The 25408-nt window shown below is 62.8% G+C and carries 19 protein-coding genes; 10 read left to right on the top strand and 9 right to left on the bottom strand.

All coding sequences use genetic code 11. From position 1 onward, the window contains the following. Positions 1–726 precede the first annotated feature (726 nt). Entirely contained in the window at positions 727–1938 is a 1212-nt protein-coding gene (locus AC0L2V_RS13685; RefSeq protein WP_473511112.1) for an efflux RND transporter periplasmic adaptor subunit, read from the top strand. Further along, positions 1935–5117, top strand: a complete 3183-nt coding sequence (locus AC0L2V_RS13680) for an efflux RND transporter permease subunit (RefSeq protein ID WP_473514903.1) — start codon at positions 1935–1937, stop codon at positions 5115–5117. Before AC0L2V_RS13685 ends, AC0L2V_RS13680 begins: the two co-directional genes overlap by 4 nt. 470 nt (positions 5118–5587) lie before the next feature. Here the strand turns inward: AC0L2V_RS13680 and AC0L2V_RS13675 are convergent, their stop codons facing one another. The 3 genes from AC0L2V_RS13675 to AC0L2V_RS13665 are packed head-to-tail and all read right to left on the bottom strand — an operon-like array spanning position 5588 to position 9667. Next, positions 5588–6577, bottom strand: coding sequence for an FAD binding domain-containing protein (locus AC0L2V_RS13675; protein ID WP_473520336.1), 990 nt, complete (start codon positions 6575–6577; stop codon positions 5588–5590). A 22-nt stretch (positions 6578–6599) separates the two neighbouring features. After that, positions 6600–9008: a xanthine dehydrogenase family protein molybdopterin-binding subunit gene (locus tag AC0L2V_RS13670; protein ID WP_473520335.1), complete on the bottom strand. Its 2409-nt coding sequence runs from the start codon at positions 9006–9008 to the stop codon at positions 6600–6602. Continuing rightward, complete coding sequence (locus AC0L2V_RS13665; RefSeq protein ID WP_473520334.1) at positions 9008–9667, bottom strand: (2Fe-2S)-binding protein; 660 nt, start codon at positions 9665–9667, stop codon at positions 9008–9010. The genes AC0L2V_RS13670 and AC0L2V_RS13665 overlap by 1 nt, the downstream gene beginning before the upstream one ends. A 103-nt stretch (positions 9668–9770) precedes the next feature. Between AC0L2V_RS13665 and AC0L2V_RS13660 the strand changes: the two genes are divergently transcribed. Further along, positions 9771–10043 carry a hypothetical protein gene (locus AC0L2V_RS13660; RefSeq protein WP_473520333.1) on the top strand — a complete coding sequence of 91 codons (273 nt, stop codon included), beginning with the start codon at positions 9771–9773 and terminating at the stop codon, positions 10041–10043. Between the two features lie 2 nt (positions 10044–10045). Here the strand turns inward: AC0L2V_RS13660 and AC0L2V_RS13655 are convergent, their stop codons facing one another. From AC0L2V_RS13655 to AC0L2V_RS13645, 3 genes are read right to left on the bottom strand one after another with little or no spacing between them, the layout of a single operon-like run. Next, positions 10046–10981, bottom strand: a complete 936-nt coding sequence (locus AC0L2V_RS13655; protein WP_473520332.1) for a hypothetical protein — start codon at positions 10979–10981, stop codon at positions 10046–10048. Then, positions 10978–11490 (bottom strand): hypothetical protein, encoded by a 513-nt coding sequence (locus tag AC0L2V_RS13650; RefSeq protein ID WP_473511122.1) that lies wholly within the window; start codon positions 11488–11490, stop codon positions 10978–10980. The genes AC0L2V_RS13655 and AC0L2V_RS13650 overlap by 4 nt, the downstream gene beginning before the upstream one ends. 3 nt (positions 11491–11493) lie before the next feature. Next, complete coding sequence (locus AC0L2V_RS13645; protein WP_473520331.1) at positions 11494–12708, bottom strand: macrolide family glycosyltransferase; 1215 nt, start codon at positions 12706–12708, stop codon at positions 11494–11496. Between the two features lie 802 nt (positions 12709–13510). On the opposite strand from AC0L2V_RS13645, the gene AC0L2V_RS13640 reads away from it, so the two are divergent. From AC0L2V_RS13640 to AC0L2V_RS13625, 4 genes are all read left to right on the top strand, one after another. Further along, positions 13511–15067, top strand: coding sequence for an ABC transporter substrate-binding protein (locus tag AC0L2V_RS13640; protein ID WP_473520330.1), 1557 nt, complete (start codon positions 13511–13513; stop codon positions 15065–15067). Between the two features lie 29 nt (positions 15068–15096). Then, positions 15097–16899 carry an oligopeptide/dipeptide ABC transporter ATP-binding protein gene (locus tag AC0L2V_RS13635; RefSeq protein ID WP_473520329.1) on the top strand — a complete coding sequence of 601 codons (1803 nt, stop codon included), beginning with the start codon at positions 15097–15099 and terminating at the stop codon, positions 16897–16899. 101 nt (positions 16900–17000) lie between these two features. Beyond that, complete coding sequence (locus AC0L2V_RS13630; RefSeq protein ID WP_473520328.1) at positions 17001–17759, top strand: ABC transporter permease; 759 nt, start codon at positions 17001–17003, stop codon at positions 17757–17759. Further along, on the top strand, positions 17759–18748 hold the full coding sequence (locus AC0L2V_RS13625; RefSeq protein WP_287309657.1) for an ABC transporter permease: 990 nt from the start codon (positions 17759–17761) through the stop codon (positions 18746–18748). Before AC0L2V_RS13630 ends, AC0L2V_RS13625 begins: the two co-directional genes overlap by 1 nt. A 9-nt stretch (positions 18749–18757) precedes the next feature. Here the strand turns inward: AC0L2V_RS13625 and AC0L2V_RS13620 are convergent, their stop codons facing one another. Continuing rightward, positions 18758–20596: a PAS domain-containing sensor histidine kinase gene (locus AC0L2V_RS13620; RefSeq protein WP_473520327.1), complete on the bottom strand. Its 1839-nt coding sequence runs from the start codon at positions 20594–20596 to the stop codon at positions 18758–18760. Between the two features lie 110 nt (positions 20597–20706). Continuing rightward, a complete protein-coding gene (locus AC0L2V_RS13615; protein WP_473520326.1) occupies positions 20707–21345 on the bottom strand; it encodes a response regulator transcription factor in 639 nt (212 codons plus the stop codon). 501 nt (positions 21346–21846) lie between these two features. Between AC0L2V_RS13615 and AC0L2V_RS13610 the strand changes: the two genes are divergently transcribed. The 3 genes from AC0L2V_RS13610 to AC0L2V_RS13600 all read left to right on the top strand — a co-directional run bounded on the left by AC0L2V_RS13610 (position 21847) and on the right by AC0L2V_RS13600 (position 24366). Then, complete coding sequence (locus tag AC0L2V_RS13610; protein ID WP_473520325.1) at positions 21847–22200, top strand: cupin domain-containing protein; 354 nt, start codon at positions 21847–21849, stop codon at positions 22198–22200. A 228-nt stretch (positions 22201–22428) separates the two neighbouring features. Beyond that, a complete protein-coding gene (locus AC0L2V_RS13605; RefSeq protein WP_473520324.1) occupies positions 22429–23739 on the top strand; it encodes a patatin-like phospholipase family protein in 1311 nt (436 codons plus the stop codon). A 258-nt stretch (positions 23740–23997) separates the two neighbouring features. Beyond that, a complete protein-coding gene (locus tag AC0L2V_RS13600; protein WP_473520323.1) occupies positions 23998–24366 on the top strand; it encodes an SPW repeat protein in 369 nt (122 codons plus the stop codon). A gap of 344 nt (positions 24367–24710) precedes the next feature. On the opposite strand, the gene AC0L2V_RS13595 is transcribed toward AC0L2V_RS13600, so the two are convergent. Next, complete coding sequence (locus AC0L2V_RS13595) at positions 24711–25337, bottom strand: TetR/AcrR family transcriptional regulator C-terminal domain-containing protein (RefSeq protein ID WP_473490904.1); 627 nt, start codon at positions 25335–25337, stop codon at positions 24711–24713. Positions 25338–25408: the final 71 nt, after the last annotated feature.

Below are 25408 nucleotides of genomic sequence, written 5' to 3'. Positions count from 1 at the left end.
TAGACCCGGCCCGTCGGCCTCTCAAGAAATTTTGCACAGCAAGACACCCGATACTTGTCGTTGCCTTATCTGAGAGATGGCCCTTCTCGTTCATCAAAACCCGAAAATCGGCCCAGCAGCGCTGTGGAGCGCCCTATGGAGGGCCACGATAGAGAATTTCCGCGGCGCAGCCGCCGCTCCGGGCACGCTTCCGATAAGGTGCTTGAACTGTTCGACCTCACCCTCGTTCGCGCCATACATGCGCCGCTTATCGACGATCTTTTTTCCAAACTGCAGGAGACGTGCGGACGTGCGGTTGTCACGTCCCAGTGCTATGCGAGTGGTGCAATGGTGCAATAGCGTTTTCGGAGTGTAGCAAATGTCCAATCTGCCGATTTTATCGAAGCCTATATCGCCGCCTATAACCGCAGAATGAGAAGCAGGTCGGACCTCTATGCGAGAGCGGCCCTGTTCCTCCCGACAGAACCGCCGCACGTCGGGATGCGCAATGGCTTGTCAGATCCGCTTTGGCTCGAGCACATGGCGATGCCTACGCAGCGGATAAACGCGAGATGTGCGTTCGCGCTCCCCGGTTAGCCGCTTCCTTGTCAAGATTGACGATGTTCGATGTTTGTTCAATAGCAAGCTGTCAGTTGTGGTGGTCAGTACAAAAAATTGATTTGTGCGGCACACAAGCTGCCTAGATGTTACGGACTTCGCATGAAGGACCGATTACGAGGGGTAACCATGGTTCACACTGCACGTCTCCGCCACGATTCTCTGGCCGCCCCCTCCAGCAGAAACGTCCCTGCAAAATGGCTCGCCGCCGCGGCCTTCGCGGCGCTCGGCTTGCTCGCGGCCCCGGCCGCACAGGCGCAGGAAGCGCCTCCCGCGCCCGTCGTCACGGTAGCCAAGCCGCTGGTGCGCGATATCGTCGAGGACGATGAGTTCGTCGGCCGTTTCGAAGCCGTCGACCAGGTTTCGCTACGCTCCCGCGTCGGCGGCTATCTCGACCAGGTCCATTTCCAGGACGGTACGCTGGTCAAGCAGGGCGACCTCCTGTTCACCATCGACCAGCGGCCGTTCAAGGCGGCGCTGAACCAGGCGCAGGCGCAGGTCGACTCGGCCAAGACCCTGGTCGAATTCAGCAAGATGCAGTTCGAACGCGCCGAGACCCTGTCGCGCGAAGGCAACATACCGGTTTCGACACTGGACGACCGCCGCCGCGAATATCTCGCCGCCCAAGCGCAACTGGACGGCGCGGAGGCGGCACTTGAAAACGCAAGTCTCGATCTCGAATTCACCGAGATCAAGGCGCCGTTTTCCGGCCGGGTCGACCGCCGGCTAATCTCGCCGGGCAATCTGGTGCAGGCCGACCAGACCGTGCTGACCACCATCGTCTCGATCGACCCGATCAACTTCTATTTCGACATCGATGAGCGGACCTACTTCTCTTATGCGCGCGACGCCCGCGAGCGCGGCGGCGTCATGCAGGAGGGCGCCGGCGGCGTCGACGTTGTCGTCCGTGTCGCCGACCGTGATGAAGCGACGTTCAAGGGCAAGCTCGACTTCGCCGAGAACCGTCTGGACCAAGCTACCGGCACGATGCGGGCCAGGGCGCGCTTCGACAACAAGGACGGCGTGCTGCAGCCGGGCATGTTCGGCCGCATCAACGTGCCCGGCTCGTTGCCGCATCCGGGCGTGCTTCTGCCTGACGAGGCGATCGGCGCCGACCAGAACCGCCGCATCGTCTTCGTTGTCGACCAGGCAGGCCTGATCTCGGCCAAGCCGGTCCGCACCGGCCCGCGCATCGACGGCTATCGCGTTATCCGCGAGGGCCTCACCGGCCAAGAGACCGTGGTAGTCAACGGGCTGGTGCGAGTGCGGCCGGGCGTCACCGTCAAGTCCGAGATGACCAAATTGCCGCCCAAGGTTGAAGCCGAAGGGCAGACGCAATGAACTTCGCCCATTTCTTCGTCAACCGCCCGATCTTCGCGGCGGTGCTGTCGATCGTGCTCGTGCTCGTCGGCGGCATCGCCTATACGCAGCTTCCAGTCGCGCAATATCCCGAAATCGCGCCACCGACCATCGTGGTGCGCGCCTCCTATCCGGGCGCCGACGCCGAGACGGTCGCCGCGACCGTGGCGACGCCGATCGAACAGGAAATCAACGGCGTCGAGCACATGCTCTACATGTCGTCCTATTCCTCCGGCGACGGCTCGATGTCGCTCACCATCACCTTCCGCCCCGGCACTGATCTCGACGCGGCGCAGGTGCTGGTCCAGAACCGCGTCTCGATCGCCGAAGCGCGCCTGCCGGAAGAGGTGCGCCGGCTCGGCATCACCACGGCGAAAAGTTCGCCCGACCTGATGATGGTCGTCCATATGCTGTCGCCCGACGACACATATGATCAGCTTTACGTCTCGAATTATGCGCGTTCGCGCGTGCGCGACGTCCTGCTGAGACTGGACGGCGTCGGCGACGTGCAGATCTTCGGCGAGCGCGAATATTCGCTGCGCGTCTGGCTCGACCCGGAAAAGCTGTCCGCCTACGGCATGACCGCAGGCGACGTAGTCGAGGCGCTGCGCGACCAGAACGTCCAGGTGTCGGGCGGCTCGATCGGCGCGCCGCCGATTGGCGACGGCTCGGCCTTCCAGTATACGGTCACCACGCAAGGGCGTTTTGAAGACGCGCGCGACTTCCGCTACGTCATAGTCAAGTCGGCCGAGGACGGCCGCTTGATCTCCCTGCAGGACGTGGCGCGCATAGAGCTCGGCGCCAGGGACTACGTCACCAATTCCTATCTCAACAACAAGGCGGCGGTGGCGCTCGGCATCTTCCAGCGGCCGGGCACCAATGCCTTGGCCTCGGCGGAAGAAATCCAGGCGACCATCGCGGAGCTTTCGAAGGATTTCCCGAAGGGGCTGGCCTACGAGATCATCTACAATCCGACCGAGTTCATCGCCGAATCCATCAACGAGGTCTATGTCACCATCGCCGAGGCGATCCTGCTGGTGGTGATCGTCATCATCGTGTTCCTGCAGTCGTGGCGCATGGCGATCGTGCCGATCGTGGCGATACCGGTCTCGCTGATCGGCACGCTTGCCGTGCTGCTCGCCTTCGGCTTCTCGCTCAACATGCTCACTCTGTTCGGGCTGGTGCTGGCGGTCGGCATCGTTGTCGACGACGCCATCGTGGTTGTGGAAAATATCGAGCGGAACATCCGGCTGGGGCTCGCTCCGCGCGCCGCTGCGCACAAGACCATGGATGAAGTGGGAAACGCGGTCCTCGCGATCTCGCTGGTGCTGATCTCCGTCTTCGTTCCGGCGGCTTTCATTCCCGGGATTTCCGGCCAGTTCTACCTGCAGTTCGCCATCACCATCGCGGTCTCCACCGCGATCTCAGCATTCAACTCGCTGACGCTTTCGCCGGCTCTCGCCGGCGTGCTTTTCAAGCCGCACAGCGAGGAACATTCGAACTTCTTCCTGGCAAGGTTCGGCCGCGCTCTGGCGAACGGGTTCAACAACGGGTTCGACAGGATGGCGGATGGCTATGCCTGGCTGGTGCACAGACTGGTCGGCACGACCCTGGCGCTTGCCGCCATGCTGCTCGTTTTCGCAGGCCTGCTCTACGCGACCTATCACATGCTGCAGACGGTGCCGCGCGGCTTCATCCCGAACATGGACCAGGGTTATGCGATCGTCGTCGTGCAATTGCCGGAGGGCTCTTCGCTCGCCCGAACGGACGCAATCATCCAGAAGGCGTCGGATATCATCCGCGAGACCCCGGGTGTCGCCAACGCCGTCGCCTTCGCAGGATTCAACGGCGCGACATTCACCAACGCCAGCAATTCCGGCGTGATCTTCGCGCCATTCAAGAGCTTCGAGGAACGGCTCGAGAGCGGCGATACTTCCGACAAGATCATCGGCACGCTGTTTGGCAGCCTGCAAAGCATCCAGGAGGCCTTCATTATCGCGCTGCCGCCGCCGCCAGTGCGGGGCATCGGCAACTCCGGCGGCTTCAAGATGATGCTCCAGGAGCGCAACAGCGCCGACATGCGGCCGATTCTGGCGCTGGCCAACGAAATCGCCGGCAAGGCCAACCAGACGCCCGGGTTGATGGGCGTCTTCACCACCTTCTCGGCCTCCAGCCCGCAATTCTTCCTGGCGATCGACCGCGACAAGGCGCGCATGCTGAACGTGCCGATCCCCAACATCTTCGAGACGCTGTCGATCAATCTAGGCACCGCCTACGTCAACGATTTCAATGCCTTCGGTCGTGTCTACCAGGTGCGGGCGCAAGCCGACCAGGCTTTCCGCATCGATCGCGACGACATATTGAAGCTGAAGGTGCGCTCGGCGGCCGGCGACCTGGTGCCGCTCGGCACACTGATCGAGATCCGCGACGTCACCGGTCCCTCGCTCGTGCAGCGCTACAACATGTATGTCTCCGTGCCGCTTCAGGGCAATGCAGCGCCTGGTGTCGCCACGGGCACGGCGCTCGACCTGATGGAGGGGATCGCAGCCGAATCGCTGCCGCAGGGCACTTCCTTCGAATGGACTGAACTCGCCTTCCAGGAGCGGCAGACCGGCAACACGGCGGTCTTCATCTTCGGCCTGTCGGTTCTGTTCGTCTTTCTGGTGCTCGCCGCGCTATACGAAAGCTGGATTACGCCCTTCGCCATCGTGCTTATCGTCCCGCTCAGCGTACTGGCCGCCCTCTTGGGCGTCGCCTTCCGCGGTCTCGACAACAACATCCTCGTGCAGATCGGGCTGATTGTGCTCATCGGCCTGGCGGCGAAGAACGCGATCCTGATCGTCGAATTCGCGCGCCAAGGTGAGGAGCGCGGCCTTGACGCCGTCGAGGCTGCCGTCGAGGCCTGCCGGCTGCGGCTGCGGCCGATCCTGATGACGGCGTTCGCCTTCATCCTGGGCGTGGTGCCACTAGTGATCGCCAGCGGGCCTGGCGCGGAAATGCGCCAATCGCTCGGCACGGCCGTGTTCTCCGGCATGCTGGGCGTGACGTTGTTTGGCCTCTTCCTCACGCCGGTCTTCTACGTTGCTCTGCGCAGGACATTCCGGCGCAGGCGGCCTGAAGCCGGCCCGGCCCTGGCTTCCGAGAGCGGCGCAGCCGAGTAGACGCCGAGCCGATGAGGCGCCGGATTCAGGCTGAAGCCGAAGCAGCGGGTTCCTGAGTCTCGGTGGCACCATGCACGCTCAATGGCCGGTTGCCGTGAGCCGCGTGCCAACCGTCGTCACGGCGCTCACAGAGAGACGACCTGCTACCCAGAGTTGAGTCAATCAAACCCACAACAGTTGGCTGTCGCCTTCTCCACCAATATCATGAAACTTGATCCTGCTCTGAAGGACTCAGGAAGCATATCCGAGCGCTTATGCATACGTGCGGATGGACGTAGGAGTCATCAGGCCCGACGACGCCGGCCGTGGCGGTACACCAGAATGTTGCGGTCGAACTGTAGCCTGCGTTGAAGTCGACGCCGCTCCCGTAACCTGTCCCGGGTGCGCCCTTGGAGCGCAACCGTCGGCAGACTGCCGGCGCCGCGTGTGGCTGCGAAGTTGCCGAACCCATTTTGGACGCCCCCAGGACGCTAGCCCGCGGCAGCGGCCAGGATTGTGCGGCGAACGACCGTCTCCAGCACAGGCACCTTGTAGCTGTTCTTCGCCAGCGGGGTAGCGCCGGCCACCGCGGCACGGGCCGCCTGTCGCGCCAAGTCGTCGGTAAGCCTGTTGCCGATGAGGAGACGTTCGCTTTCGACGGCGCGGCGAGGCGTTGGTGCGACCCATCCCATGACGATCGAAGCATTTTGCACTGTCTGGCCCTCCATCGTCAGCACCACCGCCACATCGCAGATTGGCCAGTCGTAGCTGTCGCGCTCGGTCTGCTTGCGGTAGGCGGCCTTCGTCCCGGCGTTCAGCGGCGGAACGATCACGCGCGTCATAACCTCGCCAGTCTCGATCCTCGCATCGTGAGCGCGCTGGATTTCGGGTGGCAAGAAGAAATCCGAGAGCTTTACGACGCGTGAGCCGTTGGCGCCGCCGGCAAGTTCGGCGCTTGCATCATAGGCGACCAGTGCCGTCGCCGGCGTCGCGGCTTGGACCATCGCGTTTTTGTCGTTGTCGAAGATCGCGTGATGCTGGTTCTCGTCAGCGCCCCTGCTCCCCATCTCATCTGCACCTTCGCCATGGAAATGATCGTGCCGAAAATACCAGCAGCGCGGCCGCTGCAGCAGATTGCCCCCGATCGTTGCGGCGTTGCGGACCTGCGGCGTCGCCGCATGCCCGGCAGCATCCGACAGCGCCAAGTAGCGCGCGCGGATCTGTGGATCGTTGTCGATGCGGTCCAGCGTCACCAGCGCGCCGAGCGACAGCCCGTTTTCCGTGTCGACTTCGTCGAGACCGCGGATGGTCTTCAGATTTACAAGTCGCATCGGCGCTAGAATCCCTTCCTTCATCAAGTCCAGAAGGTCGATCCCGCCCGCCTTGGCGATGACGGGGCGTTGCTCGGTGCTTTCGGCAAGCAGACCTGCTGCCTGCTCGACCGTCGTGGCATCCACCCATTCGAAGCTGTTCATGGCCATGATGGACTCCTTCTGGCCGATCTCAGGCGCTGAGCGTCGCCAGCACATTTGCCGGGTTCATCGGCAAAGTGCGGATCCGCTTTCCGGTGGCGTTGTAGAATGCATTGGCGATCGCGGCGCTGGTCGCCACATTGCTTGCCTCGGCGATGCCTCGCGCGTCGGTCGACGACTGCGCCCCGATCTGCTCCATGAGCAGCACCTCGATCGCCGGAGTCTCGCGTGATCCGACCATCTTATATTGATCGACATTGGCGTTGAGTTGATGGCCGCTCGCCGCGTCCATGATGCGGTCCTCGTAGATCGCGTAGCTGACACCCTGGATGATGCCGCCGATCACCTGGCTCTCGACCAGTTTGGGGTTGATCGGCCTGCCGCAATCGCTGGCAGCGACGATGCGCTCGACCTTGACCACGCCGGTCTCGACATCGACCGCCACCTCGGCGAATTGGACACCGCCCAGCCCATGCCGGCTGATGGAGAGCTCTCCCGGCACCGCAAATCCCTCATAGTCGTCGTGCCGCTTGGCGAGTTTCGAGATTTCGCCGAATTTGGCTTCCTTGGCTGCATCCTTGAGCGGCCTTGCGGCCCCTTCCTTGCCGCGGACGCCCACCTTGCCGTCGGCGAAAAAAATGTCATCGGGATCGGCGTCGTCGAAAAGCGGCGCGAGGCGCGCGGCCAGGTCGCGTGCCGCCGCATAGGCCGCATTGCGGGCAGGCGCGGTCACCGACGCAGTCACCCGGCTGCCGCCGGACGGCGGTCCCCACGGGAACCGCGTGTCGCCGATAAAGACGCCGATGTCCTCGGCATTGAGGCCGAACTCCTCTGCAACCACCTGGGCAAGCACAGTCCGCGTGCCGGTGCCGACATCCTGCGTGCTGTTGTAGACGGAGACCGACCCGTCATCGGCGACCCGCACCTCCACCGTCGTCGGAGGGCTGACGACATACACCCACTGCGCCTGCGCCATGCCGATCCCCCGCTTGATCGGCCCGGCGTCGGCGTTCGGCGGACGCCGGCGGCTCCAGCCGAACCGCTCGGCCGCGACCTTGCGTTCATGTGCCCGTGCAAGCATGTCGTCGGTGGGCTTTGTGTCGATGCGATCGCGCAGGATCAGCGGGTCGAGTTGCAGCCGATCCGCGAGTTCGTCCATCGCCTGCTCGAGCGAGAAGATGCCCTGCACCTGTCCGGGTGCGCGGAAAGCCGCGCACGGGCCGGCATTCGTGAACACGTCATACTGCTCGGTGCGCATGTTCGGGCACGGATATAGCGCATTGTGGCAGAAGCCTATGCCGGCGCCCCCAGCGATGCCGCCGGTGCCCCAGCTTATGACGTCGATGGCGGTAAGGGTGCCATCTTGTTTGGCGCCGATCCGTACGCGCTGCAAGCTGTTGGGTCGATTGCCCGCCGAAACATGCTCTTCACGGCGGTCCAGCATCATGCGCACGGGCGCGCCGGCCTTTTGCGACAAATGAATGGCGAGGAGGCCGAAATTGTTGATCCCATATTTGGCGCCGAACCCGCCGCCGGTGAAGTCGCTGATTACCCGGATCTTGCTCTTGGGCAGATCGAAATATTCGGCGGCCTCATCGCGCACGCTGTGCGTGTGCTGCGTGGAGGCATAAATGGTCAGCCCGTCATCCTGCCAATCCGCGACGATGCCATGTGTTTCCATCGGCACATGAGTCTGAACCTGCGTGCGATATTCGGCCTCGACGATCACGTCCGCCTCCGCCAGGCCCTGGTCGATATCGCCCGTGGGCGTCATACCCGGCATGCCGAAGTTGGGACCGCGCACATTGCCCTTCTGCGGCAAGCCTTCCGGTGCGCCGCCGCCGCCGGCCGTTGATGGCTGCTCGACCGGTCCTGGAAAGACGATCGGTGCCTCATCGTCCATTGCCGCATCGAGGTCAGTGACATGCGGCAAGCGCTCGTATTCGACCTTGACGAGCTTCGCCGCCTGGTCGGCGATCCGCTGCGTCTCGGCGGCGACCGCGGCAACGGTCTGGCCGGCGAAGCGGACCGTCGGGTATTTGTTGCGGGCCTCGGCCTCCGGATCGCGAAGCCTGGCGGATTGCAGCAGTGTCTCGAGCACATGTACAGCACGGACGCCGGGGTGACGCTCCGCCGCCGAGGTGTCGATCGAGATCACCCTGGCATGCGGCCATGGGCAGACGATCTGCCGTGCGTAGAGCATTCCCGGCAGTTGCACGTCGAATGTGTATTTCGCCGCGCCCGTCACCTTCTGCACGGCATCGAGCCGCGGGATCGACTTGCCGATTGAGCGCAGTTCGGCGTTCACTGGCAACTGCGGCGGCTCATCGTCCGGCACCTGCCGAGTCACCTGCCTCATCTCCTGCCCGACGATACCGTAGAGCAAGGACTGGGACCGTAACGAAGGCCGGTCGGCCCGTGCCTGATTTTCGGTAGCCATCAGGTGCCCCTCCTCCGATTCTCGCCGGCGACGGCGAGCACTGCCGCAAAGATGTTCGGATAGGTGCCGCAGCGGCACAGGTGACCGCTTATCGCGGCCTTCACTTCGTCGATGCCGGCGTCGGGTTTACGATCTATGAGCGCTGCGCAACTCATTACCATTCCAGACGTGCAGAATCCGCATTGAAGGGCGTCATGCTCGATGAACGCCTGCTGCACCGGATGAAGCTTGCCGCCCTCGGCCAGCCCCTCGATCGTGGTGATGTTCCTGCCCCGGGCGTCGAGCGCCAGCGTCATGCAACTGCTGGCAGGCTGACCGTCGAGCCAGACCGTGCAGGCAGAACAGGCTCCGCGATCGCAGCCGATTTTGGTGCCGGTCAGGCCGAGGTGATTGCGGAGGACGTCGACCAGCGTGGTGGCGGGTTCCGCCTGCACCGGGACCCGTCGTCCATTTATCGTGAGATCGATCGGGATCAGACCAGGGCCAAGCACTTCGTTGGCATCGTCCTGCATAGAACCATCAACGGCTGCCTGCGCCGCCCCTGCTTCCAGCAACGCCGCCCCCACGGCCGAGGTGCCACCGTGCTTCAGGAACGTCCGACGAGAGATGCCCGATCTCGTGGATCCGCCCGAACCTTGACTGCGGCTCAATTCCGCCATGCTGTACCTCCGGATTTGTTACAGCGGTTACCAAAACTAGGGTGATCGGATCAGCACCAAGCTAGGGGACCGATCGGTTCGTGCCAGACGCCATCACAACGAAGTGACCGTCGAGGCGATCGCGACGCTGGGCATGCCGTCGAGGGCACAAAGCGGCTTGAGGCTTATCATGATCGCCGGCGGCAGCGCCGCCGCCGCAGCGGATCGTCAGCAAAGAAACCGGGGCGGCGCGGGCCGCCCTTTTTCGTTGCTGCCGGCGCGCTGCCAAATGCTGCCAAATCGGCTTGGCAGCACCCATTATAACCTATTGATAACAAAGAAAAATGGTGGGCCCAACCAAGCTCTCGTCGAGGAAGGTTTCAGCCTCGATTCGTAGCTTTATCTCCCTCCGAGCATTTTCGTTGTGCAGTCGCGCCGGATGATCTCGATCACGATCTCGGTAGCGCGATCGAGATGGCTGCGCCCGTCGACGAGCCGCGCCGTGGGGCTGATGTAGCTCTGCGGGCCGACGTGGGTTGCCGGGTCGAGCGAACACACCGTGATCTTCCCGGCGTCCAGGGCCCGGTTCCAGGCGCTGCGCCGCCATAGGCGCCAACGCTGGGGGAAGAGTCCGATGCCCAGCCGCTCGATCCAGTCGTTCGCGCTGGTGAGCCGGTACAGGTGGCGCGCATGCGTGAGGTCGTTGGCGCCGTTGTGGAAACCGCCGAGCGTGATCAGCAACAGCGGAGTGCGGAGCTGGGCGAACAGCTCTTCGACCGCGCCGGTGGCCACCTGGGCGCCACCGCTGTAGCAGAGCAGGACGACCGGTATGCCGCTGGCGGGCTCGTAGCCTGCGAGCCGGAGCTGGTCGGCGATCTGGGCACCCACTGCTCGGTTGTACAGCGGGCGGTATCGGCGATCGGCGGCCACAAAGGTCTGCATGACGTTGTGCAGGAACAGCGTGATGCCGACGTGCCGCCGTAGCCAATCCCACACCGGGCGCCCTACGAGCGGGTCCGCCAGGGGCGAGTAGGGCTGGACCTGGCCCAGCACGCGCAACTCCGGTGCTCCGGCGATGATGGCCTTGACGAGCTGGCCGCCATCGCGCGTATCGGTGAGACGGCGCTTGCCGATCCCGTCCAGGTAGACCACGTAGGCGTCCGGCGGCCGCCCTGGATCGGCCCCCCTGGCATAGGGCACCTCCGGTGAGAGCGTGGCGGCCGGTGCGCGCCGGCCGATGGTATAGACCATGAGTTCGTATCGGGCGAGCAGGCCCTCGGCGAGCAGGAAAGGGCCGAGCGCCAAGAGGGCGACGAGCAGGAGGTGCTCGCTCACACGATCGACTCCCGCTCCCGCGCGCCGGCGATGATCCTGGCGATCAGCCGCCGGACAACCTCGACCGTGACCGCGAGCCCGACCCCCGCGACGGCGATGCACCCGACCGCGGTCCACCAGCCCAGTCCCGACGCCGCGGCGAGCGGGCCGGCCAGCCCTGCTCCGACACCGGCCATAAGCAGCATGTGCAGGAACGGCCCGAGGAGCGGGAACGCGAGGACGGCGGCCAGGAGCAGCGGGGCGACCAGGGCGGGTGTCCAGGCCAGCCCGGTCGTGCTGGGCAGCGGGGCCGCGTCAGGCGCCACGACCGGCTGCACCAGGTCGGCGACGGTCCATGTGGCAAGGGGCCACAGCGCGATCACCGTGCCCTCGACGACGGTGCCGGTCACCATCAGACCAGCCACGAGGCGCGGGGACAGCTTGGGCCTGCGCGCCACCAGCGGCAGCACCCGCCCGGCACTCTCGGAAAGCCCGGCGAGGACCAGTAGTACGGCGACCGTCGTCGACATGGTTCAGCGCCCCTGTGCTCGATCGGTCGCGATGCCTCCGAGCACGTCGTCGAGATACCGCTCGAGCTCGTCGGCGGCACGCCGGGCGCCGCCGGCCTGCTTTTGTGCGGCGCCCTGTGCGGCTGCCGCCTCGCGGAAGCGCGGCTCGTCCAGCAGAGTCAGGGCGAGCCCCTGCACCGTCTCTGCAGTGGCGTCGGCCGTGCGGAGCTCGAGGCCGGCACCGAGCTCTACAACCCGCCGCGCCACCATTGGCTGGTCCGCCCCCTGTGGCACGACGAGTGTCGGCACCCCGGTCCGCATCGCCTCGTTGACACTGTTCATGCCGCCGTGGGTCACGAAGAGCGCCGCCCGGTCCAGCACCTGGAGCTGCGGCACGGATCGGCGGGCCAGCACGTTGGCTGGCAGCGGACCCAGGTCTGCCGGTTCCGTGGACCCGGTCGAGACGACAACGGTGCCGCCCAGCGGTGCCAGCGCGGTCGCGAAGGTCCGCAGCAGGGCGGGCCCCCCATCGAACACCGTGCCCAGCGAAGCGTACAGCACGGGGTCCTCCAGCCGGGCGGCGTCGAATCCCGGATCGGTCAGGCGGGATCCGACGCTCGCCCCGACGAACCGGTACGAGGGGTCGAACGCGTCGGCTCCAGGCTGGAACGCGCTGGATGTGAAGACCAGGTTCAGCGGCTCGCGGGCGTTCATCAGGTCGATCAGGGGCAGCCCGCCGGTGTCGTAGCCGCGGTGCAGGGCCCAGCGCGCGCAAACGTAGCTCCAGCCGATGCGAGGACGGGCGGCTGCGGCGGCCACCAAGTCACGGGAGAGGCGGGTGGGGCTGGGCACCTGCCCGTTGAAGGCGAACGTGGTGAACGTGGCGGCCGCCGGCACACCGAGCTCACGCGCGGCCACGGCGCCCCATGGACAGGCCGCCCCATGCACGATCAGGTCGGGCCGTATGGCGCGGAGGTCCGAGAGCACGCCGGGCAACAGGCCGAGGGCGGTCCGAGCGAGTTCTTCCAGCATCGCGAGGGGGATCGGCGGATCCGGCAAGGGCAGGTCGCCCCCGGAGTAGAGGTAGACCTTCGCACCAACAGTCTCAATCTGGGCCGCAAACGCAGGGGAGGTGTGATAGGTCACGGTGTGACCGCGCCGGGCGAGCTCTGCCACGACCGCGAGCGTCGGGTTAATGTAGCCGTGCATGCCGATGTTGAGGAAAGAGACGGTGCTCATCGACGCCTCCGGGGTCGGAAGATTCAAGGGGGTGGCTGGACGCATCCCCTGCCAATCCGGCAAGGGCCGCCGTCCGATGCAGCCAATGTTCGTGGAACCCGCGGCACCAGCCTATCAAACGGTAGGATCGGTTGGACGATGCCGAAGTATGGGAGACTATGACCTCCCTCTAGGACGCTCTGCTCGGTCGGGTGCGACGGCTAAGCCCGGCGCCGCTGGGATGGGATGGCGCAAGTCAAAAGCTATATCGAGGACCGCCACCAGCCCGCCTCATAATGCCAGCAGCTTGCCGGCCTGCTCGGGCACTATTTCGAGCATACCGGTCCGGCAAGTTCTCGTCGCACTGGGCGCCCATCCGCATTTTTGTGTTCGCCGCGACTTTTTGAGGCACGCCGGAGCGCGGCTACGACTCGACCACCGACACATAGGCAGTCTCGTCAGCACTCCACGCGCGTGGCGGGGCAGCAGCCAGCTTTCCCGTCAGGCTTAGTCGGTTGCAAGCGCGTTCTTTAGCGGATGCGCGTCTGCAAGCGTTCACATACCAGTCCGAGGGTGCCACGATCTATACCCTGGGGATAGGGTGACCTCTGCTTGATGCTCATAGACCGCGATCAGCGGGCTGAGGTAGCGTTGGCGAAAATGTCCGGGTATTCGCATCGATGCCAAGCGCCGCAAGAAGACCTTGATGGCATCGGGTGACGATGAGTTGGACATGAGCGTGGAATGCCTCGTTGGCCAGGAATTGACTGCGGGTGGCCTTCCCGCAGTCCCAAGTGAAGTACCAGGCCAACGGGAATCCTCGATGGAGATCGACGCATACCGGACCGAACGATCTTACAAACCCAGGTTCGGACTGCGCATGCTGGGATTCGCTCTCGGTTTGCTGGTCCTGATTGCGCCAGTCTACGCGCAAGAGGTGCTGCGCATACCTTACGTGGCAGATATCGGCACTTTCGATCCGGACAACGGGTTCGAGGTCGGCGGGATCAGCGCAATCAACAATGTCTATGAAGGGCTCGTCGACTACGAGCCGGATTCGACCAGGATTGTTGGTCTGCTCGCCAAGAGTTGGGAGATCTCGGACGACGGACTGACCTACACCTTTCACCTGGTCGACGGTGTCAAGTTCCATGATGGCACGCCATTCAATGCGGCGGCGGTCATACGGTCGTTCGAGCGCCGCCGCGATGGTGGACTTATGCTGAGCTACTTCCTGGCCAACGTGAAGGACATGAGGGCGCCCGACGAATCGACGGTCGTGCTCACGTTGGGTCATCCTCAGCCGTCGTTCCTTGATACCCTTTCCAGTCCGTGGGGGCCCAAGATCATCAGTCCGGTAGCGCTCGCCGAGCATGACAACCGCGATTTCGCGACGACCTGGCTCAATGAGCATGCGGCCGGAACGGGTCCATTCAAACTGGCTGAATTCAAACGCGGTCAGCGCTATGTGCTCGAGCGCAACGACGACTACTGGGGCGACAAACCGTTCTTCCGGCAGATCCAGATTTCGGTCGTGCCCGATATCAGCCAGCAGATACTTCAATTGCAGGCTGGTACAATCGATGCCGTGCCGATCGACTATCCGTTCGCGCAACTCACCAGCCTGCCGGGGGGTCTGGAGATCACCGCCGCCCCGAGCATGATACCGTATTATCTCTTCGTTAAGCCGAACTCGCAACTCGATGATGCGGAGGTCCGCAAGGCCGTTTTGACAGCGATCAACCCGGCGCTGTGGGTCAAGGACGCCTTTGGAGAGTTCGCAAGCTTGTCGAGGTCGATTTATCCGAACGTGATGCTCGACCCAGTGAATCCGATCCGGTTTCCGACCGACTTCGAGGCAGCGAAAGATGCGATCGCCAGACATGGCGCGGTCAACTTGACCATTGGTCTGTACAGCGCGGCCCCAAGCTATGGCCGCATCGCCGACCTGATGATAGCGCAACTGGCGTCGATCGGCGTAAAGGCAACTGCTTACGTGCTGCCCGCCGGCGCTGCTTACACCCTGAAAGACGACCCAAACCCTCCCGATTTGCTACTCACGATCGCGGGACCGGACGCCGCTCATCCGGAGAGCCAGGCCAAGGCTTTCTTCACAAAGAACGGTTCCCTCAACTTTTTTGGGCAGGTGCTGCCGCAAGCCGATGCCGTCGTGGACCAGGCCGGGCAGTTGACCGACGTCAAGGAACGCGACGCTCTCTACGAGAGAGCGGGGCACATGTATTTCGATGCCGGCATCGTCATCCCGCTCGTCGACGTTAACGATGTGGTTGTCCACGCCAAGGGTCTGAAGGACCTTGGACTCCGTCCCGTGAACCCACCCGGCAACATCGACTTCGCCACCGTTCGCTGGGGACCCTGAATTCCAGAACCAGGCCAGGCTCGTCCCTTATGGTCAAGCTTTCGCACCGAATGTCCGAATCCGTGACCGAGCCCGTCCTCGCGGTCAAAGACCTGTCGGTCATTCTTAGCCGCGAAGGCCATCCCTCCCGCATCCTCGATGGCATCAATTTCGACATGTTTCCGGGCGAGATCACCGCGCTGGTCGGGGAAAGCGGTTCCGGCAAGACAAGCATCGGGTTGACGCTTCAGGGGCTCCTGCCGCGCGAATACCTTCCGCAGGTGGCAGGCTCGATCCGGCTTGCGGGGATCGAGCTTGTCGGCGCGGGAAGGCATACTTGGCAGGCGGCCCGCCGCCACCTCGTCCGCGCCATCTCGCAAGATCCGATGGGTGCGCTCAATCCCACCATGACGATCCGCCGCCAGATGCGCGAATCCAATGGGGGCTCCGAGAGATCGATCGAAGACTGGCTCAGCCGAACCGGCCTGCCTGATCCGGAACGCATCGCCGATGCGCTTCCGCATCGCCTGTCGGGGGGGCAGCGTCAGCGAGTGCTTATTGCCATGGCGATGATGGCAAGACCGAAGCTTCTCATCGCCGATGAACCTACCACCGCGCTCGACGTCATCATCCAGGCGCAGATTCTCGACCTGTTGCGCGATCTTGCCCGCGATCAGCAGACGGCAATTCTGTTCGTTACGCACGATCTAACCGTGGCGGCATCACTGGCCGACCGCGTCCTCGTTCTCTATGCCGGACGCATCGTTGAAATGGGCCGCACGCAGGATGTGGCCCGCAATGCCGCGCATCCCTATTCCGCCGGCCTGCTCGCCGCTCGATTCGATCTGGACTCCGATCGACTGCGCCCGCTTCCCACGCTCCCGTCCGAGCACACGCCCTCCATAAATGTTGAAAACGCCTGCGCCTACGCGAAACGTTGCCCGATCGCCCAGCCGGATTGCACGGCGATCCGCCCACCGCTGGAGCCTGCTTCTGTCCATGGTGGCGCAGTCGCCTGCCTTCATCACGAGCAAACCGCAATTCTCGCAACGCAGCGCGCTGGTGCGAAATCATGGCCGGCCCAGGCAATCCAGGAAACCGCCGCCTTGAGGCTGTCTAACATCGGAAAAACATTCCCGACTGGCGCCAGATCGTTTTGGGGACGGCGTCAACCGCAGCCTGTTCTCAGGTCGGTCAACCTCTCGATCAAGCTTGGCGAGTGCGTGGCCCTGGTGGGCGAGAGTGGCGCCGGCAAGTCTACCCTCCTGAGGATTGCTGCCGGGCTTGTGGTCCCCGAGAGCGGCACTGTCACACGCTTCGACAAGCTTCCTCCGCAAGTCGTTTTTCAAGACCCCGTGGCGGCGCTGACGCCGTGGCTCACGATCGGCGAGCAGATCGGCGAGCGCCTGCGGGCCATTTCACCGGACAGCGATTACGGCCGCCGTCGCGTCGGGGAGGCCATGAAGCTGGTCGGCCTCGACCCGGTCCTGATGGACGCGCTGCCCGCCGAGATATCGGTGGGTCAATGCCAGCGCGCGGTTTTGGCTCGCGCAGTGATCGTCCCCCCAAGGCTTTTGCTATGCGATGAGCCAATCAGCGCCATGGACGTGTCGCTGGCGGCCACCACCTTGAATCTTCTTAGCGACCTTAGGCGGCGGCTCGACATGGCCATGCTGTTCATCACCCACGATCTAGCGGCCGCCAGGATCATCGCCGACCGTGTCGCCGTGCTGAAGGACGGCCAACTGGTTGAGATTGCGGATCCCGATGCCATCGTTGCCGCACCGCAGTCCTCCTACACGCGATCTCTCGTCGCGGCGATGCCGTCCCTTCAGCCGGGACACGGACGATGACCGGAGGGCCAAGCCCGGACACGCTGCCTGCGCGGCGTCGATTCAACTGGCGCGATTTCTTCCGGCGGGCCGGCTGGCTTGAAAGCGTCGGTATCATCGGGGTGCCTGTCGTCACCGTTGTGGCCGTGCTGGCGCCCTGGATTACGCCGTTCGACCCGCAGCTGCGCGTCGCCGGAGCCTACCTGCCGCCTTCGGCAGGACATTGGTTCGGCACCGACGAAATCGGCCGCGACCTGTTCTCGCGCGTCATCCTCGGCGCTCAATATACGTGGCTGCCAGCGCTTGCCGTTATCGGCTTCAGTCTCACCGTGGGCACCCTGGTCGGACTGATTTCGGGCCTGGTAGGCGACAAGGTCGATCTGGTGATCCAGCGGATCGTCGACCTGTTCTTGGTTCTTCCGGCAACGCTCATCGCGCTCGCTGTCGTGGCTTCCCTTGGCCCCGGGCTCGGCAACACGATGATCGCGATCGCCATTGTCTGGTGGCCCTGGTATGCGCGCATATCCCGTGATGAAATCCGTCGCCTGAAGGCCCGTCCACATGTCGAGGCGGCGCGTATTGCCGGGGTCAGCGGTCCACGCCTGCTGTTGCGTTACTTGTTGCCGGGAGTGGTCCCAGCCTTGCTCATCGGGGCATCGCTGGATGTGGCCAACATCGTCATGACTTTGTCGCTGATGTCGTTCCTTGGCCTTGGATTGCCAGCACCGGCGCCTGAGCTCGGAGCGATGACGGCGCGCAGCCTCGACAGTCTCACGGTCCATTGGTGGCTGCCGATCCTGCCGGCGGCGATCATCTTTTTCCTCTGTCTCCTCGCCAACCTTGCGGGCGACGGCATTCGCGCCGCGCTGAGGGGGGCGTAGTGCTGGCATATCTCACCAAAAGCATCGTCGGCGCCGTTGTCGTTCTCCTGGTGATGAGCTTCATTGTTTTCGGTCTCCAAAGCATTATTCCCGCCGATCCGGCGCGGGCCATTGCCGGGCCTAGCGCTCCGCCGCAAACGGTCGAAGCGATGCGTGAGCACCTCGGACTGGACGACCCGGTCCTTGTTCAGTACGGGCGCTTTCTATTGCGCCTCTCGCATGCGGATCTGGGGACGTCGGTAAGGACGCGACAGCCGGTGTTTGACGACATACGGGAATATCTTCCCGCTACGCTTGAACTTGGACTGGCGTCGATCGTTTTGGGAGTGGCGCTCGCCGGCGTCATGGCGGCGCTTCAGTTCCTGATTCCGGGATCTGGCGGGATAAGGTTCGCAATAGTGGGGATAGGCTCAACGCCGATCTTTCTGTCGGCCTTGCTTCTCGCTTACTTTTTCTGGTTCCGTCTCGATTGGCTTCCCGGAGCGGGTCGGCTTGCCTACCGCGACTTCGCAGGCCCAACGGGACTTTACGTCATCGACGGACTACTGGTCGGCCGGCCCGAAGTCAGCATCGACGCGCTGCTGCACATGATCTTGCCGGCGCTTGCGCTGGCCTTGCCAATCGGCGTCGCGGTTGGGCGAAGCCTGAACGGTGCGCTTCACGAGGTGATGAGGCAGCCATACATCCGGACCGCGCGTGGCAAGGGTCTCAGCGAGATAAAGGTGCTGTTGCGCCACGGTTTGCGCAATGCCGCCACGGCCCCACTGTCCATGCTCAGATTGCAGGTTCCCATTCTCTTCGGCAATTTGCTTGTCGTCGAGCGCGTTTTCGGGTGGCCTGGTCTGGGTCTTTACACGGTCCAGGCTTTTGCCAGCGCCGATCTTCCGGCAGTGCTGGGCGTCGCAATCGTCTTTGGAATTTTGTACATTCTAATCAGCACGCTCATCGAGATCGGACAGTCGATGGCCGATTCCCGGATCAATCTCTGAAGCGGCCACTCAGGCGCCTATAGTCGTGCTGGGCGTCTGGGCCGAGTCGGCAACGGGGAGGCTGAAAGTTATGGATGCTCCACCGGTCTCGGCATTTTCCGCCCAAAGCCGTCCGCGGTGCGCCTCGACAATCGAATGGCAGATTGCCAGGCCCATCCCCATTCCATCCGGCTTGGTTGTGTAGAACGCTTCGAAAATCCGTTCTGGATCGCTAAGTCCGCGGCCGCTATCTCGCACTTCGACCTCAACTGTTCCGTCGTTCTGAGACCGCGAAACGATTCGCAGGCATCGCACGTTGCTGTCGACTTCCTGCATCGCTTCAATGCCGTTGCGGACGATGTTGAGAACGACTTGCTCCATCTGGACATGATCGGCGACCGTCGCGGGAAGGCGGGGATCGAGGTGAAGGTCCAGCTTGACGCCGCTCAATGCGAGCCTGTCGGCCAGGAGATCACACACTTCGCGGATCACCGCGTTCAGATCGATCGCTTGCGGTTCGCCTTCCGTCTTGTTGAACAGGGCCCGGATGCGGGTGATCACCTGTGCCGCCGCGTCGGCGTTTCTGATGATTTTTTGGGCGACACGGCTGGCGTGATTGAAATTTGGCGGATCAGCGTTCAGCCATCTCTGGAAGGCGCCGGTGTTGGCCACGACCGCCTGGAGCGGCTGGTTGAGTTCGTGCGCAATGGACACGGATAGTTCGGACAGGCTGGCTGCGCGCAAGGCGCGCGCGAGCCGTTCGTCCGCCAGACGCAGGGATTCTTGGGCGCGAACCTCATCGTCGATGTCGAAGTTGACGCCGTACCAGCGAAGGATAGTGCCGTCTTCGTCGCGTAGCGGTTCGAACCGCGAATCAATCCAGCGATATTCGCCATCCTTCCGGCACAGCCGACCTTTGTGCTGGAGTGGCTCTCCACGGGCAAAGGACTTCTCGAACACAGCCTTGACGGCCGCCCGGTCATCTGGATGGAACAACTCTACATGCGGGGCGAATTGCCGCGTGCCTCGCGGTTCCTCCTTAATCGAGTTGATGCCCGCCCAATCTACGAACCGTCTGTTGAAATAGTACGGTACTCCTGCCGGCGTCATTAGCCAGATCATGGTGGGAACTGTATCGACCAGCAGGCGCAGTTCGCGCTCGCGCTCACGCAACGCAGCTTCGGCCTTCTTCTGATCGTCGATATCCGTCGTGTGGCCATGCCAGCCGGTGATCGTTCCGTGCTCATCACGCGAAGCAATCCCGGTGTCGCGAAACCATCGATATGTCCCATCGAACCGACGCAAACGATGCTCGTCGATCACAGGCTCGCCCGTCTGTAAGCTGTGACGCCAACGCGCCATGCTCGCCTCGACATCGTCCGGATGGATGAACTGTGTCCAATGATAATCATCGCCATCCATGATCCGGCGCATCTCATCGGCTGTCACACCTACATACTCGAGCGCCGCAGGATTGACCACGCGAAGGCGGCCTTCCGGAGAGGCCGACCATCCGAGGCTCGGAATATCGGCGATACTCGGTCCAGTGTCATGGTAGACCCGGTCATAGAAGCTCATGGTCCTGAAAATCGTTATCACGAACCATAGGGCTGACGCCGCGACGACAAATACCGTCAAACGGACCACGCCGCTTGTGGCCCCCGATTCCAGCGAAAACAGGATCACGGATGAAAGCAGACCGGCGGCGGTAACTGCCACCAAGCCGGCCTCCCAGCCGATGCAGATGCATATGACTGCAACTGCGACCAGCAGAACGTATGGCTCATTGACGAACCATGCCAGCAAAACGCTCGCAGCTCCGATCGCCAATGCCACGGCGCGGCGCTGTTTCGTTGACGTCAGCTCCATTTCAGACCTCTAGAGACCGCCTCTGTGTCCCCGCTCCCTATCGCGGCCGTTATCCAAGTCAGTTACGGAGCCCAACGCCTGATTGAACACCTGTCCTCTCCCGCAGCCGCTCACCGGCTGTCGACCGGAAGCGACTGCCATATGTTGAAGAGATGCGAGATGGACCTCGCGTTCATCTTCTTCATCATGTTACTCCGATGGAGCTTTACGGTGATCTCGCTGATGCCGAGATCCGATGCAATCTGCTTGTTCATCGCACCGGAGACCACAAGCCTCAGCACTTCCCGCTCGCGGGGCGTAAGGGTCTCATAAACGGCCAAGTTCTTGCGCGACACGGTCGATGCTGCTCTTCGCGTGACGTCCTTAGCGATAGCGGTGGACACGGCATCGAGGAACGTCTGGTCACGCACCGGCTTGGTCAGGAAATCCACTGCCCCCGCCTTCATCGCCTCGACACTCATGGCGATGTCACCATGACCCGTCAAGAATACGATCGGCGTTAGTATGCCTTTGGCTGCAAGAAGATGCTGAAGATCGAGGCCGCTCAGACCCGGCATTCGCACATCGAGAACGAGGCAGCCTGGGCGGTCCGGCAGTTTTGCGTCCAGTAATTCCTGGCCCGAAGAAAACGACATCGTGTCTATGCCGACAGAATTCAGCAACTCCTCCAACGCGTCGCGAACCGTTGCGTCATCGTCGACCAAAATTGTTATCGGACTGTCTGCGATCCCTGAAGTTGCCACGCCCACGACTCCTGCCTCGGGGAGATATGCTGGACACGAAAGGCCGCGTTCACGCAGTCAGTATCAGCCGCGCATTTGTCACACGTCAACCAGGACCTGCGCCTCACGCGAGGCCGCCGGAACTCGTCGATGGCCAGCCATGCCCGCCAATCCGTTGTCTGTACGTCAGGTCTTGCGTACCTGTATCGCGGCGGGCAACGCAACACTGCAAAGGGTGATCGGACCTACCGATTTGAACGGCTGACCTAGACTTCGGTATAGGTGTGCGGACCGGGGGTTCCAGTCTCCCTGCCCTCCGCCGCTTTCAAAGTGGCGCATCGCCATCACATCAATCGGCTGCCGCGCCAGAAGCCGCTGTACAGTGCCTATCCTGACTGGTTTCATGAGCTCCAAGCGCAAGTATTCTGTACCTTTGCATCGCATCACAAAGACCCTTGTAGAATAGGTTGGCGCCGCGGCCTGCCGCATTCTCCTCTGTACTGGCTAAAGCCTCCACGGAGGAAAACAATGCGCAATTCGACCGGAATGCCGTCCCACCGCGCTTCTCTTGCCGCCTCCATGTTCCCGGTGATTCTGTTCTCATGTCCGGTCAGTGCGCATGACGCATTGCCGACAGCCGCCAAGCCGCTGGGCTGGAGCTACCCGCACTCGTGCTGCTCCGGCATCGACTGCCGCCAGGTCAGCGACAAGGCCATCAGCGAGCGACCCGAAGGCTATGTCATCAAGGGGACCGGCGAGGTCGTCGCCTATAGTGACGGCCGGGTGAAGCATTCGCCAGACGGCGTCTATCACTGGTGCTCGGTGGCCGGGGCCGCCGACAGCAGGACCGTCTGCCTCTTCGTTCCGCCGAAGGGATACTAGGCCGCCGCCATCGCGGCATTGTCACGGAACCAGCGATGAAAGCAGCATCGACACTCCATGTCCTCACACTCGCCGGCTGCTTCGTGGTTCAGTCCGGCGGACTGGAGCTGTCGGGGCTACCGGGGGTCAGGCGCGCACTTCAGACGATGGAAACACGCACCGAGCCATCGTCATCACAGCGCATAGAACTAGCGTCTCCCGAGGCCACTGTAGCAGGCGACCTATACCATGGTATGGCCCGCCATCATCCTTGAATTAATCGACTACGACCGCACCTTCCACATAGCCTGCTCCATCCGGCTCATCACGACGTCGCCGCGTCGAGCGATGAGCACGCCATGCGCATGTTGGAGATCCGGTTTGCGCCATTTGAAAATGTCGGTGCTCGTTGGACTGGCGGCAGTAGTTGCGACAATCGTTTGGTTCCCGGGGTCCGAACCCCGGATCGCCGCGACGGACAGACCCCTCGACGCCACGGAAGCAGAAACGGCTTCGATCGCCGGCTATGGCGAGATCAGGATATATCGCGACGCCCGAATCGCTGCAGGAGACGTTCGCGACTGGACGCCGGCAACCGAGCCGGATGGCCTCGATGTCCTCATGATCTCCGGCGGCGGTGCGGGAGGCGCCTTCAGTGTCGGCGTGCTTTCGGCGTGGAGCGCGGCCGGGACCCGCCCGCAATTCGATATAGTCACCGGCGTAAGCACTGGCGCCCTGATCGCGCCATTCGCGTTCCTCGGATCGGCTTATGACCACACCCTGGTGCATCTCTTTACGAGCGGCGTCGCTGACGACCTTCTTGCAACCAAATTTCCCGTGGGCTTGATCGGATCAAGCTTGCTGAGATCCACGCCAATGAGGCGGATGGTCGAAAACTCCATCACACAAGCGGTCCTGCAGCAGGTTGCAGCCCAACATCGGGAAGGCCGTCGCCTCCTGGTCCTCACGACCAATCTCGATACCCAACGTGCCGTGGTCTGGAACATGGGCGCCATTGCCAACAGCGGCCGACCGGACGCGTTGAAGCTGTTCCAGGACGTGCTGATAGCGTCGGCAAGTATCCCGGGCGTCTATCCGGCGGTCATGATCGAGGCCGAGTCGGGAGGGCGTCACTTCCAGGAAATGCATTCCGATGGTGGGTCCACGTCGCAGGTCTTGATACTTCCACAGGCAATTTTGGCAAGCACGAACCCTCTCGTGCCGGCGAAACGCCAGAGTGTTGATTTCCATGTGATCGTAAACAACGCGGTCATACCGGAGTTCGCTACCACGCGGAATAAAACGCTGTCCGTGATCGCAAGAGCATACTCCATCCTCCTCAAGTCCCAGACACAGAGCGAACTGGCCATCCTCTACAATTACGCCAAACTGACCGGGGCACGTTTCCATCTGGCGACCATTGACGCCCAAGTCCCCTATTCGATGCTCGATCCTTTCAACACCAGCTATATGCAGGCCGTTTATGACCTCGGATACTCTGGCTTGGCGACTGGGAACCTGTGGAAAGACCGCCCTGTTTTCGCCGACGGACGGCTGTGATCGGCATCCTGAACGTCAGTGCTGCTCGGCAGGAGCGTGCTCGACAGTAAGCAAGGCGGAATCCCTACGCCCAAGAACGCTGTGACCCCAAGCGCTCCGATATCCTCCGCCAACACCGCGTTCGGCCGCACTAGACCTTAGCATCGCCCGACAGATGCCTGCGTAGAATAGGCCGCTGCGCAGGACCGCGTCATTCTCCTCGCATCCGGCAGCCCTCGACATCGATGGCGTGAGTGCGGAGCCGGACTGGAGAAGGAGATGAAAATGTTAAGTGAAGTACCGAGCAAGGGATTGGAATGGACCAACCTCGTTCTGGGCGCAGGTCTGGCCTGCGCTGCCTTCGCGTTCACCGAGCTGCCTGACGCGGCTTGGAATGCGCGGATCGTCGGCGTGCTGATTGCCTGCTGCTCGGCAGTGGCGCTCTACCGTTACGGAGCCTGGGCCGAGTGGTCCAATCTCGTCTTGGGGTGCTGGGCAATAGCGGCTCCGTTCCTGCTCGGCTTCGGATCGGCGCAGGCGGCGATGTGGACGCACGTCCTGGTTGGGCTTTGCGTCACGACGATCGCGATCTTCCAGCTTTCAAGCGGCCGCAAGGCGCAGATACCTTCCAAGTTCAACGCCAGATGATGTCATTGAAGGCGAGGCACCAGTGGACGGGGCGCGCGAGCTGTTTTTGCGACCGTCCCCTGGGATGCTTCGGCGGGTTGCGAGTGAAAACCCGCCCCCGCAAGCCCGAGCCGGCAAGGGAACAGATCATGGACCCCGTGACTCCAGAACCAACACTCGAAGAGATGCTGGACGATCCTATCGTCCAGCATCTGATGAGGCGCGACAACGTCTGCGCCGATGATGTGAGGCGGATCGTTCACGAGGCCCGCGAGGCACGTCGGCGTCGAGGCTTGTTGGTCAAACGCAGCACACCGCCCGACCTCTCGGCAAACAGCCCGGTGCTGACGATGACGATTGCCCTTTTACTTCTGACCGCGCCGAACGCCGTTCAGAAAGACTTCCACGGCGGAAGCGACCGCCTCCTGCGCTTCTTTGTCCGACGGCGGTGGCCGGAGGCCGAGAACCACCTGCAGATGAATGTTGTCGCGGATCATGCCTACAAAGTGCCCGGCCAGGCGCAAGCAATCATCCGCCTGGATTTCTCCTCGTTCCCTGGCAGCTTCGAGCACTTCGGCCAGCCGGACCGTAGTCCGACCGGGCCCTTGTTCGTAGAACGATTTCACGAGATCGGGGAAGCGGTTGGCCTCGGTGACGGCAATTCGGTAAATTCCGATCAAGGTGGGCGACATGTAGGCGTCCACGGAATGACGGCCGAACGCCGTCAGCGTCGCCTGCAGATCGTGGCCCTCTATTTCCTCGATCACCAGGGGCGCCAGCACTTTGTTTGCACTTTCCCGGACGATTGCGGAGAACAGGCCCTCCTTGTTGCCGAACTCATTGTAGATGTTGCGTTTCGATCCGCCGGCACGTTCGATGATCGCGTCGATGCTTGTCGCGGCGTAGCCTTGTTCGAAAAAGACCTCGGTGGCCGCCTGAAGAAGCGCCTCCCGGCTGCCCTTGCGCCGCGTGGTCTTTACAGCCGCAGCCATTCATCCACTCCCAATGCATCCCTTGACTGGTAACAATAATTACCATAAACGTCAATGGTAACACCTATTAC

It is taken from the genome of Mesorhizobium sp. WSM4814 (assembly GCF_055811595.1).
This window is presented reverse-complemented; position numbering and strand designations above follow the sequence as displayed.